The following is a 17,797-nucleotide window of genomic DNA, read 5'->3' as shown; positions in this document are numbered from 1 at the left end:
TGCCTTTAGCGAAGCTCCGACGCAACCCTTTGCGCAATTTTTGCCAAGAGCGCGGCCCAGCGGGTGTGATCTTCGGCGGTCTGCGTCAGGTCTTGCCGCAATTCCACGCCGAGATAAGGACGACCCTCGGCTTCGGCATGGCGGTTCATGGTGTAATTGAGATCGCGCCCCGAATAGGGGAGGTTGTCGCCGACATTCAGCCCCTCGGCTTCGAGCAGCGGTATAGCGATGCGCGCGGCGCGATCATCCTGATTGTAGAGCACCCCCACCTGCCACGGCCGCGCGGCCTCGGAAGTCGCCAAGCGCGGGGTGAAGGAGTGGAGCGAAAGGATCAGCGCCGGTGCGGCCTGCCCCAGCCATTGCTCGAGCGCGGTGTGGTAGGGGCGGTGGAAGCGGGCGAGGCGCGCTTCCCTGTCGGCGCCGAAATTACCGGGTATGGGGTGCCCATCGCTCTCCGGCGGTATGAGGCCGGGGGCGCTCTCCTCGCGGTTGAGGTCGCACACGAGGCGGCTGACGGCGGCGATATGGGCGGGGATGGCGTGATCCCTCGCCAGCAATTCGGCTATGGCCTCGGTGCCGATGTCGAGGGCGATGTGCTCGTGGAGCAGGTGTTCGGGGATGCCGAGGGGGATGTCCTCGGGCACATGGTTCGAGGCATGGTCGGCGGTGCAGACGATCCCGCCGGGGGCGGGCACCCCAAGCTGGCGGAAGGCTTCACTCATTTTCCAGAACCCGTTCGTGCTGAGCTTGTCGAAGCACCGCACTGCCTTTGCGAAGGCGCTGGTTTTCAAGGAAGGACGGCCCTTCGACAAGCGCAGGGCGAACGGATGTGGGAGAGATCACCGCAGCCGCCCCGCCATGGTCCACCACTCCTCCGGCATGGCAGCCGCCGCCGCATCGCGGGCCTCGGGCGTGTCATAGAGCGCAAAGCAGGTCGCGCCCGAGCCGGACATTCGGGCGAGCCACGGGTTCGTCGTCTGGAGGGCCGCCAGCACCTCGGCGATTACGGGGCAGAGCGAAATGGCCGGGGCTTCGAGGTCGTTGCGCCCTTCCCGCGCGATCCGGCTGGCGCAGCCTTCAGGCAACGCGCCGCGATCCTCCCTGTCCCACGCCTTGAACACCGGGCCTGTCGCAAGCGGCACTCTCGGATTGACCAGCAGGACGGGGGTTCCGGCGAGGTCATCCTCGACGTCCACCTGCTCGGTGCCGGTGCCGAGGCCGATATGGGTGCGGCTGAGCACGCAGGCGGGCACATCCGCGCCGAGCTTCGCCGCGCGCGCCTGCCAGTCCTCCGGCAGGCCGTGCAATGCCTGGACCATGCGAAACACCGCCCCCGCATCCGCCGACCCACCGCCAAGACCAGCCGCAACGGGGAGGTTCTTCTCCAGCGTCATCGCGAGGCCTCGCGGGCGCGGGAGGGCATTGAGCGCGCGGGCGACGAGGTTGTCGAAGGGATTATCGAGCACCCCAGCAAACTCGCCCAGCGTGGTGACGCTGTCCTGCGCGGCGGGTGTCGCCGTCAGCACATCGCCCGCATCGACGAAGGCGAACAGGGTCTCAAGCTCGTGATACCCGTCCTCCCGCCGCCTGCGGACGTGCAGCGCGAGGTTGATCTTGGCGTATCCAATTTCCGAGGCGGTTTCGCGCATCATCTATCCCGGTCGATCCTTGCGCCGATCCGCCATTCGCCGACATCCCAATCGTGCACAGCCCCGCTCGCCGCCTCGACCGCATACCAGCCGAGCAACACGCTGCCACAGCCTTGCGGATCGCGGCAGTAGGCATTGACGCGCAGGACGTAATGGCCGGGAAACTCGTCACTAACACCGCCGTCGCAGCCTGCCATCTGCTCTGCACGGTAGGTCTTATTGGCGGCCAGCACAGACATCACCCGCTCGCAAGCCTGATCTTCGGAGACCACCGGTTGGTGAGCTTTAGCAGGGGCGCAAACCCCCAGCGCCGTCGCTGCGACCAACGCGACGATGGTCTTTGCGTAAGTGATCGTGGGCAGAACCAATTTTCCGTTCTTCGTCATTGCGAGGCGCCGCAGGCGACGCGGCAATCCATGACCTTCGATCCGCTGATTTGCAGCTGTTCCATGGATTGCTTCCCCCGGATCAAGTCCGGGGTCGCAATGACGAAGAAAACGAGGGCGCATCACATATTCGGATAGTTCGGCCCGCCGCCGCCTTCCGGCGTCACCCAGTTGATGTTCTGGTTGGGGTCCTTGATGTCGCAGGTCTTGCAGTGGACGCAGTTCTGCGAGTTGATCTGGAACTTCGGGCTGCCGTCGGCCTCCTGAAGCCATTCATAGACCCCCGCCGGGCAATAACGCGCCGAGGGGCCGCCGAACACTTCCAGCTCGCTCGCCTTCTGCAAGCCGATGTCGCTCACCTGCAGGTGAACCGGCTGGTCCTCGGCATGGTTGGTGTAGCTGTAGGCGACGTTGGTGAGGCGGTCGAAGGTGATGACGCCGTCGGGCTTGGGGTAGTCGATCTTGGGATACAGGTCAGCGCGGCCGGTGTAGGTGTAGTCCGGCTTGTGCTTCATGCTGATGGGCAGGCCGATCTTCAGGGTGCGCATCCACATGTCGATGCCCGCCAGCGCGGTGCCGATGTCGCCGCCATACTTGGCGACGGCGGGCTGGGCGTTCTGAACGAGCTTCAGTTCGGTCGCGATCCAGCTGGAGCGCACTGCCGCATCGTAATCGGCCAGCTCGGTCTTCTCGTGACCCGCCGCAATCGCCGCCGCGATGCTTTCGGCCGCCAGCATCCCGCTCTTCATCGCGGTGTGGCTGCCCTTGATGCGCGGCACGTTCACAAAGCCCGCCGCGCAGCCGATCAGCGCGCCGCCCGGGAAGGCGAGCTTGGGCACCGACTGCCAGCCGCCCTCGTTGATCGCCCGCGCGCCATAGGACACGCGCTTGCCGCCTTCGAGATATTCGCGGATCGCCGGGTGGTTCTTCCAGCGCTGGAATTCCTGATAGGGCGAGACCCAGGGGTTCTTGTAATCGAGCGCGGTTACGAAGCCGAGCGCGACCTGCCCGTTCGCCTGATGGTAGAGGAAGCCCCCGCCCCAGCTGTCGCTTTCGGTCAGCGGCCAGCCCTGGGTGTGGATCACGCGGCCGGGCTTGTGCTTCTTGGGATCGATGTCCCACAGCTCCTTGATGCCGAGGCCATAGACCTGCGGCTGACAGTTCGCCTCAAGATCGAACATCGCCTTCATGCGCTTGGTCAGATGCCCGCGCGCGCCTTCGGCAAACAGGGTGTACTTGGCGTGGATCTCCATGCCGGGCTGGTAATCGCCCTTGTGGCTGCCATCGGCGGCAACGCCCATGTCCTGCGTGATCACGCCCGCGACCGCGCCGTTTTCATCGATCATCACTTCGGCGGCCGGGAAGCCGGGGAACACCATCACGCCCAGCCCCTCGGCCTGTTCGGCGAGCCAGCGGGTGAGGTTGCCGAGGCTGCCGGTGTAGCAGCCGTGGTTGCTCATCAGCGGCGGCATGATCGCGTGCGGCATCGAGGTCTTGCCGGTCTTGGAGAGCACCCAGTGCCAGTTGTCGGTCACCGGGGTCTCGGCCATGGGGCAGCCCATCTCGCGCCACTCGGGGAAGAGCTCGCTCAGCGCCTTGGGATCGACCACCGCGCCCGAGAGGATATGCGCCCCGATCTCGGAGCCCTTTTCCAGCACGATCACTTCAAGATCGGCCTTGATCTGCTTCAGCTTGATCGCTGCGGAAAGCCCGGCCGGCCCGCCACCGACGATCACGACGTCGCAGGGCATTGATTCACGTTCGCTCATCGAAGCTTTCCTGATCCTTGTTGGGTTTGGCCGCGCGCTCCGCACAGCCTGACGATATGGCTTGCCCGTCCACTTGCTAACCAGCGCGGGGACAGTCAAGACCCGCGTTGGATAGCATGACCCCCTGATGACCCGGCCCGACCTCACCCTTGCGCGTGAATTCGATGCGGCGCTTGCCTGGTGGCAGGCGGCGGGGGTGGACTGCGACTTTGTCGATGACGCTACGGCGTGGTTGGCTGACCCTGACCTTCACGGCGCAGGCGAGGGTGCAGCGGCTGCTCGGCCCGCAGGCCATGCACAGGGCGAGCCGCCGGTGGCAGGGCTCCGGCAGGGCGCAAGGCTGGCCCCGCCCGCCCCTGCCCCGCAGACCCACCGCCGCGATCTGCTCGGCGAATCGCCCCCGTCCGATTGCGCCGCCTTCCACGACTGGTGGCTGAGCGCACCGGCACTGGGCACCACCGGCGCCTTTCCGCGCATCGCTGCGCGCGGGCGCGCAGGCGCCGCGCTGATGGTGCTGGTGCCCCACCCCGAAGCCGATGATCGCGATCAGCTGCTGAGCGGGCCGCAGGGGCGCTTGCTGGGCAACATCCTTGCGGCGATGGGGCTGGATGACAGCGCGACCTATATCGCCTCGGCCCTGCCCTGCCACACGCCGATGGCCGATCTGCCGAGCCTTGCGGCGGGCGGCATGGATGCCGTCACTGCGCATCACATCGGCCTGGTAGCGCCCGCGCGACTGCTGGTATTCGGCACCGGCCTTGCCCCGATGCTGGGCCTCACCGGCGAACAACCTTTACGTGAAATCAACTATATCGGGGGCAATGTCCCCGTGATGTCGTGCGAGACGCTCGACGCCCTGATGGATAGCCCCCGGCTCAAGGCCCGGTTCTGGCGGAGATGGATGGAATGGTCGGCCACAATCTGAGGCGTTTGGGGAAGCGACACGGCGCAGGCCTTGCGGCGATCGTGCTGGCGGCGGTCAGCTTTCCGGGCGCGGCAGCGGCGCAATCGGGCGATCTGGTGGCACGCTGGAACGGCGCGACACCGGCTGACCGGACGGTCGCGCCTGTGCTGTCGGCCGAGGACAAGGCGCTCTATCGCCAGCTGTTTGCCGCGATCGATGCCGAACAGTGGCCGGTGGTCGAAAGCCTGCTCGCCCAGCGCCCCGATGGCGTGCTGACCCAGGCCGCGCGGGCGGAATATTACACCCACGCCAAAAGCCCCAAGGTCTCGCCCGAGCAGATCGCGGCATGGTTCAATGCTGGCACCGATCTGCCGCAGGCCGAACAGCTGGTGCGCATGGGGGCCAAGCGCGGGCTTGCTGCGCTCCCCGCCCTGCCGAGCGAGCAGGGCTTCGCGCGCCAGCCCTACGCCCCCAAGCGCATCCTGCCGCGCGGTGTGAACGACGGCACCATGCCGGGCAGCACCGCCACCGCAATCCTTGCCGCGATTAAGGCCGACAACCCCGCCGAAGCCCACCGCCTCCTCACCGAAGCCGATCCCATGCTCTCCGCCGAAGCGCGCGCCGAATGGCGCCAGCGCGTGGCCTGGAGCTATTACATCGAGAACCAGGATAACGCCGCGCTCGAACTCGCGCGCACCGCCGCCGAAGGCTCGGGCGCGTGGGTGGCCGAAGGCGCGTGGGTCGAGGGGCTCGCCGCATGGCGCATGGGCTATTGCCAGCTGGCGGGCGATGCCTTTGCCCGCACCGCATCGCAGGCCGCCAATGTCGAACTCGCCGCTGCCGGGCATTACTGGGCCAGCCGCGCGCTGGTGCGCTGCCGCGAGCCGGGTCAGGCGCAGCAGCACCTGAGCGCGGCCGCCCAGCTTGACGAGACGCTCTACGGGATGCTCGCGGCTGACCAGCTCGGTGTCGAACTGCCCCAGCACGCGCCGCCCCAGCGTTTGAGCAGCGACGACTGGGCGCAGCTTTCCACGCGCAGCAATGCCAAGGTCGCCGCCGCGCTGATCGAGATCGGCCGCCCGGCGCTGGCCGATGAAGTGCTGCGGCACGAGGCCCGGATCGGCCCGTCCTATCAATATGCCGCGCTTTCCCGGCTGGCGCGCGAGCTGGGCCTGCCCTCGACCCAGCTGTTCATGGCACACAACGCGCCTTACGGCACCAGCAGCGATCCCTCGCTTCGCTTCCCTGTCGCCTATTGGCAGCCGGTGGGCGGCTGGCAGGTCGATCCGGCGCTGGCCTTTGCCCACGCGCTGCAGGAATCGAACTTCCGCGCCGCCGCGGTCAGCCCCGCCAATGCGCGTGGCCTGATGCAGATCATGCCCGGCACCGCGCGCGACCATTCGGGCCGTCTCAGCCTTGGCGCTTCGTATGAGGATCTGAACGACCCGCAGGTCAACCTCGCCTATGGCCAGCGCCACCTCGAAATGCTGCGCGACAGCCCGGCGACCGGCGGCGCGCTGCCCAAGGTGATGGCGGCCTATAATGCCGGGCTCACCCCGGTCGGGCGCTGGAATTCCGAGATCAACGACCAGAACGATCCGCTTTTGTGGATGGAGTCCATCCCCTATTGGGAAACGCGCGGCTATGTCGCGATCGTGATGCGCAATTACTGGATGTATGAACGCGCCGCGGGGGTCACCTCGCCCAGCCGCCGCGCACTGGCGCAAGGACGCTGGCCCGATTTCCCGCAGGCTGCTACCACCCGCTCGGCCCGATTGGAGCCGTAAGCGGGAGAGAGACAAGCGTGGCGATTGACGCAAGCCGGGCCTTCAAGCCGATCAACATTGCCGTTCTGACCGTGTCCGATACGCGCACGCCGGAGACGGACACCTCGGGCGATATTCTGGCAGGCCGTGTGACAGGGGCCGGGCACAATCTCGCCGCGCGGATGATCGTCAAGGATGATGCCGCCTTGCTCGCCGCACAGTTCGAGGCGTGGATCGAGGATCCGGCGGTCGATGCCGTGGTCAGCACCGGCGGCACGGGCCTGACGGGCCGCGATGTCACACCCGAGGCCTTGGCGATGATCGCGGGCGCGCGCGAAATCCCCGGCTTTGGCGAGCTGTTCCGCTGGCTCAGCTTCAAGTCGATCGGCACCAGCACCGTCCAGAGCCGCGCCATGGCGGTGGTCGCGCGCGGCACCTATATCTTTGCGCTCCCCGGATCGAACGGGGCGGTCAAGGACGGGTGGGACGGCATCCTCGCCGAGCAATTGGACAGCCGCAACCGGCCCTGCAACTTTGTGGAACTCATGCCCCGGCTAAGAGAGATCTGATCGCAGAGCCTGTCGGGTTTTAGCGCGCTGGTAACGCGGTTTGCGCAAAATCTGCAGCGCGGCGGGGTTGGCAGACGGGCATTTGTTCCGTAAATGTTCCACGTGGAACATTCGCCAGTCAAAGGGCGCGGTGCGCAATCGGGGCAAGTCCCCACCCGCTTTGGGTTGGCGGAGCGGGAGGTCGATGGCGATTGGCGCGACTATGTCGCAAGCCTTGACGGCCCCCCGGTCCGCTTGCGCACCACCGTGACCGAGGAACGGCCCAAGTCGATCCTCACCTTCAACCAATCGCCCGATGTCCCCTTCGACCGATCGGTCAACGCCTATCGCGGGTGCGAGCATGGCTGCGTCTATTGCTTTGCCCGGCCGACCCACGCCTACCATGATCTGTCGCCGGGGCTGGACTTCGAGACCAAGCTATTCGCCAAGCCCGAGGCGGCAGACTTGCTGCGCAAGACATTGGCGAAGAAGGGTTATTCGCCCAAGCCCATCGCGTTTGGCACCAACACCGATCCCTATCAGCCGATCGAGCGCGACTGGCGGATCACCCGCGCGCTGCTCGAAGTATGCCTCGAGGCGCGTCACCCCGTCACCATCACCACCAAGTCCGACCGGGTGCTGATGGACGCCGACCTGCTCGAAGCCATGGCGCGCGAGAACCTTGTGGCCGTGGCGATTTCGGTGACTACGCTTGATCCGGCGCTCTCCGCCAAGCTTGAACCGCGCTGCGCCGCGCCCGCCAAGCGGTTGGCAGCGCTGGGGAAATTGGTGGAGCTGGGGGTGCCGGTGCATTGCTCGCTCTCCCCCGTCATCCCGGCGATCACCGACGAATTCATGGAGAACATCATCGCCCGCGTGGCGGAATTGGGGGTGAAAAGCGTCGGCTGGATTCCCCTTCGCCTCCCCCACGAAGTCGCCCCGCTGTTTCGCGAATGGCTCGCGGTTCACTACCCCGAACGGGCGGGCAAGGTGATGGGGATCGTGCGCGAAATGCGGGGCGGGCGCGACAATGATCCTAATTTCCACAGCCGCATGAACCCCAAGGGCGTATGGGCCGATCTGATCCGCGCGCGCTTCCGGCTGGCCTGCCGCAAGGCCGGGATCGGCCGCGAGGGTGATCGCCCGCGCTTCACCCTCGATGCCAGCCGGTTCCGCCCGCCACAAAGCGGTGGTCAACTGCAACTTCTTTAAGATAAGGCGGGCACAGGGTCATTGCGAGGAAGGGGAAATTGATGCGTTGGATGGTAATTTTCGCTGCAGGCGCAATGGCGCTCAGCGGCGCTGCAGGCGAGGCGCAATCGAAGCCGATCGAGGTCTTCACCCGCGACGATTTCGAACGTGCGCTCACTGCCATCAATGCCGCCTTCGAAGCCCGCAGCGAAGAACGCAACATCGACATCACCTTCGAAGGCGAGATCCTGGCCGATGGCCTGCTGCTCGCCTGCGAGGACGAAGCAGCCGAGAAAAACTGCTATGGCACATCGATCCTGGCAACCTTCGAAGACCCGCCGGGCGCCAATCGCACCAAGGTGCTCGAAGCGATCAACACCTACAATTACAACGAGAATTTCGGACGCGCCTATATTGATCCCGATGGCGTGATTTCCGTGCGGATCTACATCATCTCGGACGGCGGCATCACGCCCCAGAACTACGAGACGCAGATTGCGCTGTGGACGTCTTCGCTCGACAACTTCTTCGGCTATCTCTACCCGGAAGAGGCAGAAGCCGCGAAGTGACAGCGCGGCAGGCGGGCGTGGCAGTTGCAGGTTCAGCCGAAACTGTCGCCCGCCTCCCCCGGTGCAAACCGCACCAGCCGGCTATCGATCAGCGCGGCGCCTCGGTTGACCACAGCCTTCTGGTAATCGGGATCCTTGATCATCGCGAAGAAGGCGCCCGCATTGGGATATTGCGCGATGAAGCCGTCGTGCCAGCGCTCCCCCGAGGGGCCGGTCACGACCGTCTCGAACCGCCCGCGCCACAGGATCACCCCGCCCAGCCGCTGGAAGATCGGACCGCTGGTCAGGCCATATTCCTGATAGGCGCGCCGCCCGCTCCAGCCCTTGTCCGCGTGCTCGTGGCCCTCCGGATAGGCGGCCAAGTCGCGGTAAAGCAGCAAGTTGAGCATATTGATCGGCTGATCGCGCGGCAGATCCTTGAAGGCCTGAAAGTTCGCCGGCGACGGGTCGATATAGGTCTCGCAGGTCATGTATTGCCCTCCTCCCTGAGATCGCATTGCATATAGACGGTATCGAGCAACCGCCCGAATTTCTTGCCGACATTGCGCATCCGCCCAGCATGAACAAAGCCGCACTTGCCATGGAGCGCGACCGACGCCGGTTCGCCCCCGCCGATGACGGCAAGCATCTGCTGGAACCCCGCCGCGCGCGCAGCCGCGATCAGCGCGGGGAGCAGCGCGCTCCCGACCCCCTGCCCGCGCGCGGTGTGCGCCACATAGATGCTGTCCTCGCAGGTATGGGCATAGGCCGCCCGGTCACGGAAGCGGGCGGCGTAGGCATAGCCTGTCACCACGCCCTCCCGCTCGGCAACGAGGAAGGGAAACCCGCGCGCGGCAAAATCGGCGATCTTTCCGGCCCATTCTCCAGCGCCTGGGGCGGCGGTGTCGAACGTCGCGGTGCCATTGGCGACGTGCCATTCGTAAATCGCAGCAATGGCCTGCGCATCCCCGGAGCGCGCAGGCCGGATCACCGCGTCAGGCAAGCTTGTAGTCCGCGAACCGGTCGCGCAGATCCTTCTTGCTGATCTTGCCGGTGGCGGTGTGCGGGATGTCGTCGACGAATTCGACTGCATCGGGCAGCCACCACTTGGCGATCTGGGGCTTCAGATGATCGATGATGTCGTCCGAGGTCACTTCGGCCCCGGCCTTCTTCACCACGAACAGCACCGGACGCTCGTCCCACTTGGGATGGTAGATGCCGATGCAGGCGGCCTCAGCCACGCCCGGATGGCCGCAGGCGGCGTTCTCAAGCTCAACCGAGCTGATCCACTCCCCGCCCGACTTGATCACGTCCTTGGTGCGATCGGTCAGCTGGAGCGTGCCGTCGGGGTGAATGATCCCGACATCGCCGGTGTCGAACCAGCCATCATTGCCGACCGCATCCTGCTCGGCCTTGAAATAGCGCTTGATGATCCACGGCCCGCGGATCTGGAGTGCGCCGCTGGTCTTGCCATCGCGCGGCAGCTCGGTCGCCATGTCGGAGAGGTCGACGGTGCGCAGCTGCACCCCGAAGATCGGCCGCCCTTGCATCGCGGTCTTCTCGACCTTCTGTTCGAGGGTCAACGTGTCCCAGTCCCAGGTCGGACCGCCGACGGTGCCGATCGGCGAGGTCTCGGTCATCCCCCAGGCGTGCTGGACGCGGGTGCCGTTCCGCAAAAGGCGCTCGATCATGAACTTGGGCGCTGCCGAGCCGCCAATGGTGGCGGCCTTGAGCGGCGGCAGGTCGAGGCCGTTGGCATCGCAATACTGGAAGTGTGCGAGCCACACGGTCGGCACGCCGGCTGAATCGGTCACACCCTCGCGGATCATCAAATCGTGCAGCACCGCCGGGTCATTGACCGCCGAGAACACGAACTTGATCCCCGCCATCGCGCCCGCATAGGGCAGCCCCCAGCTCGCCGCGTGGAACATCGGCACGACCGGGAGCATCACCGAGGCGCTGGAGAAGTTGAACGCAGCCGGTTGCAGCCCTGCCATCGCGTGGAGCACGGTCGAACGGTGTTCATATTGCACGCCCTTGGGATTGCCGGTGGTGCCCGAGGTATAGCAGATCATGCAGGGATCGGTCTCGGCACCGGTGACCCACTCGAAATCGCCGTCCTCGGCGCCGATCCAGTCCTCGAAAGCGGGGGCATGGGCGCCGCTATCGTAACAGATATAGTGTTCGACCGTAGGCCAGCGGCTCTTCATCCGGTCGACGATCGGCTGGAAGGCCGCATCATAGCACAGCACCCGGTCTTCGGCGTGGTTGACGATATATTCGAGCTGGTCGTCGAACAGGCGCGGGTTCACCGTGTGGAGCACCCCGCCCATCCCTGCAACGCCATACCAGCTGACCAGGTGGCGCGAATGGTTCATGGCGAGGCTTGCAACCTTGTCGCCGGGCTTGAGGCCAAGCCGCTGGAGCGCCTGCGCCATCTTGAGCGCATCGGCCCGGATACCCGCCCAATCGGTGCGGGTCTCGCTGCCGTCGGCCCAGCGACTGACGATCTCGCGCCCGCCCGCCTCGCGCGCGGCGTGATCGATCACCGCGGTCACCCGCATCGTCCAGTCCTGCATTGCTCCGAGGCGTGCCATTACTCTCTCCATTCGGGCGCAATCATGTTGCGCATATTGTGTGGGAATCAGCGCGATTGAATGCCCGCAGCCGTTACGCTTGGCAATCGGGCAGCATCACAATCGGAGATGAAATATCAGGCCACCAGCCTGAGATTGCTGCGTCGCTTGAGCGGCACCAGCGCAACGCGCGAAATGCCCGCGACCGAAGCCAGCCGCTCGGCCAATTCGCCGGTCAGCACGAAGTTGCGCCCCAGACGCATATCCACGTCTCCGCCGCCAGCGAGCGTGAGGCGCACAACCACCTCGCCTGAGCCCGTCGGCCGCTCGCCCTGCGCGGCGGCGAGTTCGATCTGGAGTTCGCGCAAGGCCTCGATACTGGCGATATCGGCGGTCAACTCCATCGCCGTCGCGCCGCTGACGGCAGCCAGCGGGCGCGCACCGCGCACGGTGAGACGCGGGGGCTCGTCGGGGTTGGGCGAATCCAGTTCCACCGTCAGCAACAAACACTCGCCCGCCTGCGCCCAGCGTTCGAAATCGGGCACCAGCGCCTCTTCAAAGCAGGCGGCCGAGAACTGGCCCGAGGCATCGGAGAAATCCGCGCGCACGAAGGTGCCGCCCTTGCGGGTGCGGGCCTTGGTGATCCCTTCGACCAGCACCGCCATCACCGCCGTGCCGCGCCCGCCCGCTGGCGCGCCCGCTTCCATCAGGCTCTGATAGGTGCGCGCACCATTGGCACTCGCCGCCTCGCGATATTGCTGCACCGGATGGGCGGAGAAGTAGAAGCCGAAATTCTCGCGCTCCTTCGCCATCTTCTCAGGGCGGCTCCACGGTTCGGTCGGCTGGAGACGCAGGTCTTCTGCTGGCCCCGCATCACCGCCGAACAGCCCGGCCTGCCCGCTGGAGCGTTCCCGGATCGCTGCGTCTGCGACTGCCATCAGCATATCGGCATTGGCGAACAGCAGCGCGCGGTTGGGCTCCAGCCCGTCGAACGCACCGGCGCAGATCAGCCCTTCGAGCTGGCGGCGGTTCATCGTGCCCTGCGGCAGGCGCTCGAACAGATCCTTGAGACTGGTGTAAGGCCCGCCCGCCTTGCGCTCGGCCACAATGGCCTCCATCGCCTTTTCGCCGACATTGCGGATGCCAGCGAGCGCATAGCGCACGGCGTACCCCTCATCGGTCTGCTCGACCGTGAATTCCGCCTCGGAAGCGTTGATGCACGGCGCAAGCACCTGCACGCCGCCCTGTCCGTTGGGGTAGCGGCGAGCATCATCGACGAAGACATTCAGCTTTTCCGACTGGTGCATATCGAAGCACATCGAGGCAGCGTAGAATTCTTCCGGGTAATGCGCCTTCATCCACGCGGTCTGGTAGGCAAGCAGCGCGTAAGCTGCGGCGTGCGACTTGTTGAAGCCGTAGCCTGCAAACTTGTCGATCAAGTCGAACAGTTCATTGGCGCGCTTGGGTTCGATGTCGGAAACCGCCTTGCAGCCTTCGACAAAGCGCCCGCGCTGGGCGTCCATCTCAGCCTGCACCTTCTTGCCCATCGCGCGGCGCAGCAAGTCTGCGTCGCCGAGCGAGTAACCGGCAAGCACCTGAGCGGCCTGCATGACCTGTTCCTGATAGACGAAGATGCCGTAGGTCTCGGCAAGGATGCCTTCGAGCTTGGGGTGCGGATATTCGATCGGCACCTGCCCCGCCTTGCGCTGGCCGAACAGTGGGATGTTGTCCATCGGGCCGGGGCGATAGAGCGAGACGAGCGCGATGATGTCGCCGAAGTTGGTCGGCTTCACCGCCTTGAGTGTGCGGCGCATCCCTTCGGATTCGAGCTGGAACACCCCCACGGTGTTGCCCGCCTGCATGAGATGATACACCTCGGCATCATCGAGCGGCAGCGCGCCCAGATCGATGGAAATGCCGCGCGCTTCAAGCAAGTCGGTGGCCTTGCGCAGCACCGACAGGGTCTTGAGGCCGAGGAAGTCGAACTTCACAAGGCCAGAGCTTTCGACATACTTCATGTCGAACTGCGTCACCGGCATATCGGAACGCGGGTCGCGGTAGAGCGGCACCAGCTGCGCCAGCGGCCTATCACCGATCACCACGCCCGCCGCGTGGGTCGATGAATTGCGCGGCAGGCCTTCCAGCTGCATCGCTAGGTCGACGAGGCGTTTCACCTCCTTGTCGTTGTCATACTCGCGCTTGAAATCGGCCGCACCGTTAAGCGAGCGCGGCAGGGTCCATGGGTCGGTCGGATGGTTGGGCACCATCTTGCACAGCCGATCGACCTGACCGTAGCTCATCTGCAAGATGCGCCCGCAATCGCGCAGCACCGCGCGGGCCTTCAATTTGCCGAAGGTGATGATCTGCGCAACGTGATCGCCGCCGTACTTGCGCTGGACGTAGCGGATGACCTCGCCGCGGCGGGTTTCGCAGAAGTCGATATCGAAGTCGGGCATCGACACGCGTTCCGGGTTGAGGAAGCGTTCGAACAGCAGGCCCAGTTTGATCGGGTCAAGATCGGTGATGGTGAGTGCCCATGCGACCGCCGAGCCCGCGCCCGAGCCGCGCCCCGGCCCTACCGGGATGCCATTGTCCTTGGCCCACTTGATGAAGTCGGCAACGATCAGGAAGTAGCCGGGAAAGCCCATCTTCACGATCACGTCGATCTCGAATTCGAGGCGGTCGAAATAGACGCGGCGCTCGTCTTCGGTGAGATCGGGATAGGCGGCAAGGCGCGCTTCCAGCCCGGCCCGCGAATCCTCCGCCAGCATCCGCGCCTCGCCTGCCAGATCGCCCGCAAGGCTCGGCAGGATCGGCTTGCGGTACGGCGGCGCGAAGGCGCAGCGCTGGGCGATCACAAGCGTGTTGGCGGTCGCCTCGGGGAGATCGGCGAAGGCCTCCTCCATCATGCTCGCCTGCTTGACGAAGGCCTGCGGATTGGAGCGCGGGCGATCATCCGCATCGATCTGGGTGGAGTTGGCGATGCACAACATGGCGTCATGCGCCTTGTGCATATGGGGTTCGGCAAAGTTCGCGGGGTTGGTGGCGACCAGCGGGAGATCGCGGGCATAGGCGAGGTCGATCAGCGCATCCTCAGCCCGCTCGCAGACGGAATCGCCCGCGCGCGCCAGTTCGATATAGAGCCGGCTCGGGAACAGCGCCTGCAAACGGTCGGCAAGCCTTTCGGCGGCGTCCTGCTGCCCCTCCGCCAGCAGCCGCGTCAGCCCGCCCTCGCCCGCTCCGGTGAGCGCGATCAAGCCGTCAGTGCGGCCTTCCAATTCGGCGAGCGTGACGTGCGGATCGCGTTCGAGCGGACGATCAAGATGCGCGGCCGAGACGAGGTGGCACAGGTTGTCATAGCCTGCATTGTCCTGCGCAAACAAAGGCAGGTAGTCGACGAGTGTTCGCGCCTCATCCCGCGCCACGCCCAGCAGCGTGCCGATGATCGGCTGCACCCCTTCGCCCTTGCACGCGGCGGCGAAAGCCATGATCCCGTAAAGGCCATTCCTGTCGCAGATCGCGATCGCCGGAAAGCCGCGCTCCTTCGCCAGCTTGGCGATGTCCTTGGGATCGATCGCCCCTTCGAGCATCGAATAGGACGACAGCACACGCAAGGGAACGAAGGGGGCGAAGGGCATGGAGCGCAATGTAGGAATTTGCGCCGATTCCCGAAAGCGCGCCGCCCGTTAATTCTCCACAGGCGAAGGATAAGTCAGAGCAGCTTCTCGATGTCCTTGGCAATCGCCTCGGGCTTGTCGGTCGGCGCATAGCGTTTCACCACGTTGCCCTTGCGGTCGATCAGGAACTTGGTGAAGTTCCACTTGATCGCGGTGGTGCCCATCAAGCCCTTCTTCTCGGACTTCATCCAATCGAACAGCGGCGAGGCATCGGCGCCGTTGACGTCGATCTTGGCCATCAGCGGGAAGGTGACGCCGAAATTGATCTTGCAGAACTGCTCGATCTCCTCGGCATTGCCCGGCTCCTGCCCGCCGAACTGGTTGCAGGGAAAGCCGAGCACTTCGAAGCCCTTGTCCTTGAAGCGCTGATACAGCGCCTCAAGCCCGTCGTATTGCGGAGTAAACCCGCACTTGCTGGCGGTGTTGACCACCAGCAGCACGGTGCCGAGCTTTGCCGACAGGTCGAGCGGTTCGCCCTTGTTGGTGGTGACGGTGAAATCGGCAATCGTGGTCATGCGAGGCCTTCCTGTTTTGCAAGTGCGAGAATTTCGCTCACCCCGAGTGATTGTCCGCCCGCGACCGCGATCACCAGCCGTGCCCGCTGGGCGCTATCCATCGCCGCAACTTCGGCCACGACATCGCGCAAGGCGCCTGTCTTGAGCTCGGTGAAGTTGTATTGCAGCTCCGAGCCATCGTCATCGCGCTCGTGCAGCGTCGCCTCGGCATCCCAATCAAGTCCGGACATGGCATCCCCCCTCAACGTCCTCGTGCTGGTTCGCACGAGCGCGGCAGCGGATCAACCGTCCATCGCAGCAGGGCCGCAAATGGCCCAGCCGTCAGACCAGGACGCCATCCTTGAGCCGCACGACCCGGTCCATCCTCGCAGCAAGGCGTTCATTGTGGGTCGCCACCAGCGCCGCGCTGCCCTCGCCGCGCACCAGCGCGAGGAATTGTTCGAGCACGGCGTCGGAGGTGTTCTCGTCAAGGTTCCCGGTCGGCTCGTCGGCCAGCACCAGCGTCGGACGGTTGGCGAGCGCGCGGGCGACAGCAACGCGCTGCTGCTCGCCGCCCGAAAGCTGGCTGGGCCGGTGGGTCAGCCGCTCGCCCAGGCCGAGGCTGGCGAGCAAGGCATCGGCGCGTGCTTGCGCGTCCTCACGGCTGGTGCCGAGGATCATCTGCGGCATCACCACATTTTCCCGCGCGTTGAAATCGGGCAGCAGGTGGTGGAACTGGTAGACAAAGCCGAGATGCTCGCGCCTGAGCCGGGTGCGTTCGTCCGATGTCATGCTCTCGGCGCGTTGGCCGGCAATGCTGATCGAGCCTTCGAAGCCCCCCTCCAGCAGACCCACGGCTTGCAACATGGTCGACTTGCCCGATCCCGAAGGCCCGAGCAGCGCCACGATTTCCCCCGGCATGATGTCGAGTTCGACCCCGCGCAGCACTTCGATGCGCGTATCGCCCTGCTGAAAGGCGCGCTTCAGCCCCTTGAGGCTGACGATGGGGGCACCACTATTCATAACGCAGCACCTGCACGGGATCGGTATTGGCCGCCTTCAAGGCCGGGTAGAGCGTCGCAAGGAAGCTCATCCCCAAGGCAAGGGCGACGATCCCTGCCACCTCCCACGGATCAGTGCGCGAGGGCAGTGTGGAGAGGAACCGCACCTCCGGATCCCAGATCTGCTGGCCGGTGGCAAAGGCGATGAAGGCGACAATCGGCTCGCGGAAGAACAGCACCACCGCGCCCAGCACCAGCCCCGATACCGTCCCGATCGCACCCACCGTGGTGCCGGTGGTGACGAAGATCTTGAGCATCGAGCGCCGCGTTGCGCCCATTGTGCGCATGATCGCAATGTCGCGGGTCTTGGCGCGCACCAGCATCACAAGGCTGGAGAGAATGTTGAAGGCCGCGACCAGAACCATGAAAGACAGGGCAAAGAACATCGCCACGCGCTCGACCTGCAAGGCTTCAAACAGCGCCGCGTTCATCGATTTCCAGTCGGCGATCACCGCGCGGCCCGACAGGCGCTCGGCGGCGGGCGCGAGGATTTCGCCGACCTTGTCCGGATCATCGACGGTCACTTCAATCTGCGCCACCGAATCGCCCATCAGCAGCAGGCTCTGCGCCTCGGCGAGCGGGAGCATCACGAATTTCTCGTCGAAGGTGTAGATCCCGACCTCGAAGATCGCGCCGACCTTGTAAGGGAGCTGGCGAATGGTGGTGCCGAATGGCGTGGTGCGCCCGGCCGGGTTGATGATGGTGATGCTGTCGCCCACCCGGATGCCGAGGTTCTGTGCCAGCCGGCTGCCGATGGCGACGCTGCGCAAGCCATCCTCACCGGGCGGAGCATAGAGGCTGGCAATGTCGCCGAGCAGCACCTTGTCGCCGACCGTCTTCAGATCCGTGTCGGTCTGGCCGCGCAGAAAGATCGCCTCGACACTGCCCTTGTAGCTGATCAGCAGCGGCTTTTCGATCATCGGCGAGGCCGCCGTGACGCCCGGGGTCTTCACGAGATCATCCATGACCCCGCGCCACTGCTCGATCCGCCCGTCATAGCCCTGCACCACCGCATGGCCATTCAGCCCGGTGATCTTGTCGAGCAATTCGCCGCGAAAGCCGTTCATCACGCTCATCACGATCACCAGCATCGCGACCGAGAGCATCACCACGCCGACCGAAATCCCGGCGACCAGCGCAATGAACGCCTCGCCCTTGCCCGGCCAGAGGTAGCGCTTGGCGATCATCCATTCGAAGGGGGAAAGCATGAGAGGTGTAAGGCGCCCTG

The 17,797-nt window shown here is 65.3% G+C and carries 17 protein-coding genes; 5 read left to right on the top strand and 12 right to left on the bottom strand.

Going from position 1 to position 17,797, the window contains the following annotated elements; genetic code table 11:
- Positions 1-5 precede the first annotated feature (5 nt).
- The 4 genes from PS060_RS13230 to PS060_RS13215 form a co-directional block, all read right to left on the bottom strand.
- Entirely contained in the window at positions 6-722 is a 717-nt protein-coding gene (locus tag PS060_RS13230; RefSeq protein WP_273983777.1) for an N-formylglutamate amidohydrolase, read from the bottom strand.
- A 117-nt stretch (positions 723-839) separates the two neighbouring features.
- Positions 840-1,649 carry a 4-(cytidine 5'-diphospho)-2-C-methyl-D-erythritol kinase gene (locus tag PS060_RS13225; protein ID WP_273986919.1) on the bottom strand — a complete coding sequence of 270 codons (810 nt, stop codon included), beginning with the start codon at positions 1,647-1,649 and terminating at the stop codon, positions 840-842.
- Positions 1,649-2,035, bottom strand: coding sequence for a hypothetical protein (locus PS060_RS13220; RefSeq protein ID WP_273983776.1), 387 nt, complete (start codon positions 2,033-2,035; stop codon positions 1,649-1,651). Before PS060_RS13220 ends, PS060_RS13225 begins: the two co-directional genes overlap by 1 nt.
- 122 nt (positions 2,036-2,157) lie before the next feature.
- Positions 2,158-3,804: an electron transfer flavoprotein-ubiquinone oxidoreductase gene (locus PS060_RS13215; RefSeq protein WP_273983775.1), complete on the bottom strand. Its 1,647-nt coding sequence runs from the start codon at positions 3,802-3,804 to the stop codon at positions 2,158-2,160.
- A 127-nt stretch (positions 3,805-3,931) separates the two neighbouring features.
- Here PS060_RS13215 and PS060_RS13210 point away from each other — a divergent pair, with 127 nt between their 5' ends.
- From PS060_RS13210 to PS060_RS13190, 5 genes are all read left to right on the top strand, one after another.
- Positions 3,932-4,729: a hypothetical protein gene (locus tag PS060_RS13210; RefSeq protein ID WP_273983773.1), complete on the top strand. Its 798-nt coding sequence runs from the start codon at positions 3,932-3,934 to the stop codon at positions 4,727-4,729.
- Positions 4,711-6,495, top strand: coding sequence for a lytic transglycosylase domain-containing protein (locus PS060_RS13205; protein ID WP_273983771.1), 1,785 nt, complete (start codon positions 4,711-4,713; stop codon positions 6,493-6,495). Before PS060_RS13210 ends, PS060_RS13205 begins: the two co-directional genes overlap by 19 nt.
- 17 nt (positions 6,496-6,512) lie before the next feature.
- Positions 6,513-7,043, top strand: a complete 531-nt coding sequence (moaB, locus tag PS060_RS13200) for a molybdenum cofactor biosynthesis protein B (RefSeq protein ID WP_273983769.1) — start codon at positions 6,513-6,515, stop codon at positions 7,041-7,043.
- A 93-nt stretch (positions 7,044-7,136) separates the two neighbouring features.
- Positions 7,137-8,234 carry a PA0069 family radical SAM protein gene (locus PS060_RS13195; protein WP_273983768.1) on the top strand — a complete coding sequence of 366 codons (1,098 nt, stop codon included), beginning with the start codon at positions 7,137-7,139 and terminating at the stop codon, positions 8,232-8,234.
- Positions 8,235-8,275: 41 nt separating this feature from the next.
- Positions 8,276-8,782, top strand: a complete 507-nt coding sequence (locus PS060_RS13190; RefSeq protein WP_273983766.1) for a YbjN domain-containing protein — start codon at positions 8,276-8,278, stop codon at positions 8,780-8,782.
- Positions 8,783-8,814: 32 nt separating this feature from the next.
- On the opposite strand, the gene PS060_RS13185 is transcribed toward PS060_RS13190, so the two are convergent.
- The 8 genes from PS060_RS13185 to PS060_RS13150 form a co-directional block, all read right to left on the bottom strand.
- On the bottom strand, positions 8,815-9,252 hold the full coding sequence (locus PS060_RS13185) for a DUF1330 domain-containing protein (protein ID WP_273983765.1): 438 nt from the start codon (positions 9,250-9,252) through the stop codon (positions 8,815-8,817).
- Positions 9,249-9,752, bottom strand: coding sequence for a GNAT family N-acetyltransferase (locus tag PS060_RS13180; protein ID WP_273983764.1), 504 nt, complete (start codon positions 9,750-9,752; stop codon positions 9,249-9,251). The genes PS060_RS13185 and PS060_RS13180 overlap by 4 nt, the downstream gene beginning before the upstream one ends.
- 4 nt (positions 9,753-9,756) lie before the next feature.
- Complete coding sequence (locus PS060_RS13175) at positions 9,757-11,358, bottom strand: long-chain fatty acid--CoA ligase (RefSeq protein WP_273983762.1); 1,602 nt, start codon at positions 11,356-11,358, stop codon at positions 9,757-9,759.
- 116 nt (positions 11,359-11,474) lie between these two features.
- Positions 11,475-14,975, bottom strand: coding sequence for a DNA polymerase III subunit alpha (gene dnaE / locus PS060_RS13170; RefSeq protein ID WP_273983760.1), 3,501 nt, complete (start codon positions 14,973-14,975; stop codon positions 11,475-11,477).
- A gap of 74 nt (positions 14,976-15,049) precedes the next feature.
- Positions 15,050-15,529: a glutathione peroxidase gene (locus PS060_RS13165; RefSeq protein WP_273983759.1), complete on the bottom strand. Its 480-nt coding sequence runs from the start codon at positions 15,527-15,529 to the stop codon at positions 15,050-15,052.
- Positions 15,526-15,759, bottom strand: coding sequence for a hypothetical protein (locus PS060_RS13160; RefSeq protein WP_273983758.1), 234 nt, complete (start codon positions 15,757-15,759; stop codon positions 15,526-15,528). Before PS060_RS13160 ends, PS060_RS13165 begins: the two co-directional genes overlap by 4 nt.
- A gap of 91 nt (positions 15,760-15,850) precedes the next feature.
- Positions 15,851-16,531 (bottom strand): ABC transporter ATP-binding protein, encoded by a 681-nt coding sequence (locus tag PS060_RS13155; RefSeq protein WP_273983756.1) that lies wholly within the window; start codon positions 16,529-16,531, stop codon positions 15,851-15,853.
- Positions 16,524-17,777 (bottom strand): lipoprotein-releasing ABC transporter permease subunit, encoded by a 1,254-nt coding sequence (locus PS060_RS13150; protein ID WP_273983755.1) that lies wholly within the window; start codon positions 17,775-17,777, stop codon positions 16,524-16,526. The genes PS060_RS13155 and PS060_RS13150 overlap by 8 nt, the downstream gene beginning before the upstream one ends.
- Positions 17,778-17,797 lie beyond the last annotated feature (20 nt).

The sequence above is a fragment of the Erythrobacter sp. BLCC-B19 genome, assembly GCF_028621955.1.
Lineage (GTDB): Bacteria > Pseudomonadota > Alphaproteobacteria > Sphingomonadales > Sphingomonadaceae > Erythrobacter.
This window is presented reverse-complemented; position numbering and strand designations above follow the sequence as displayed.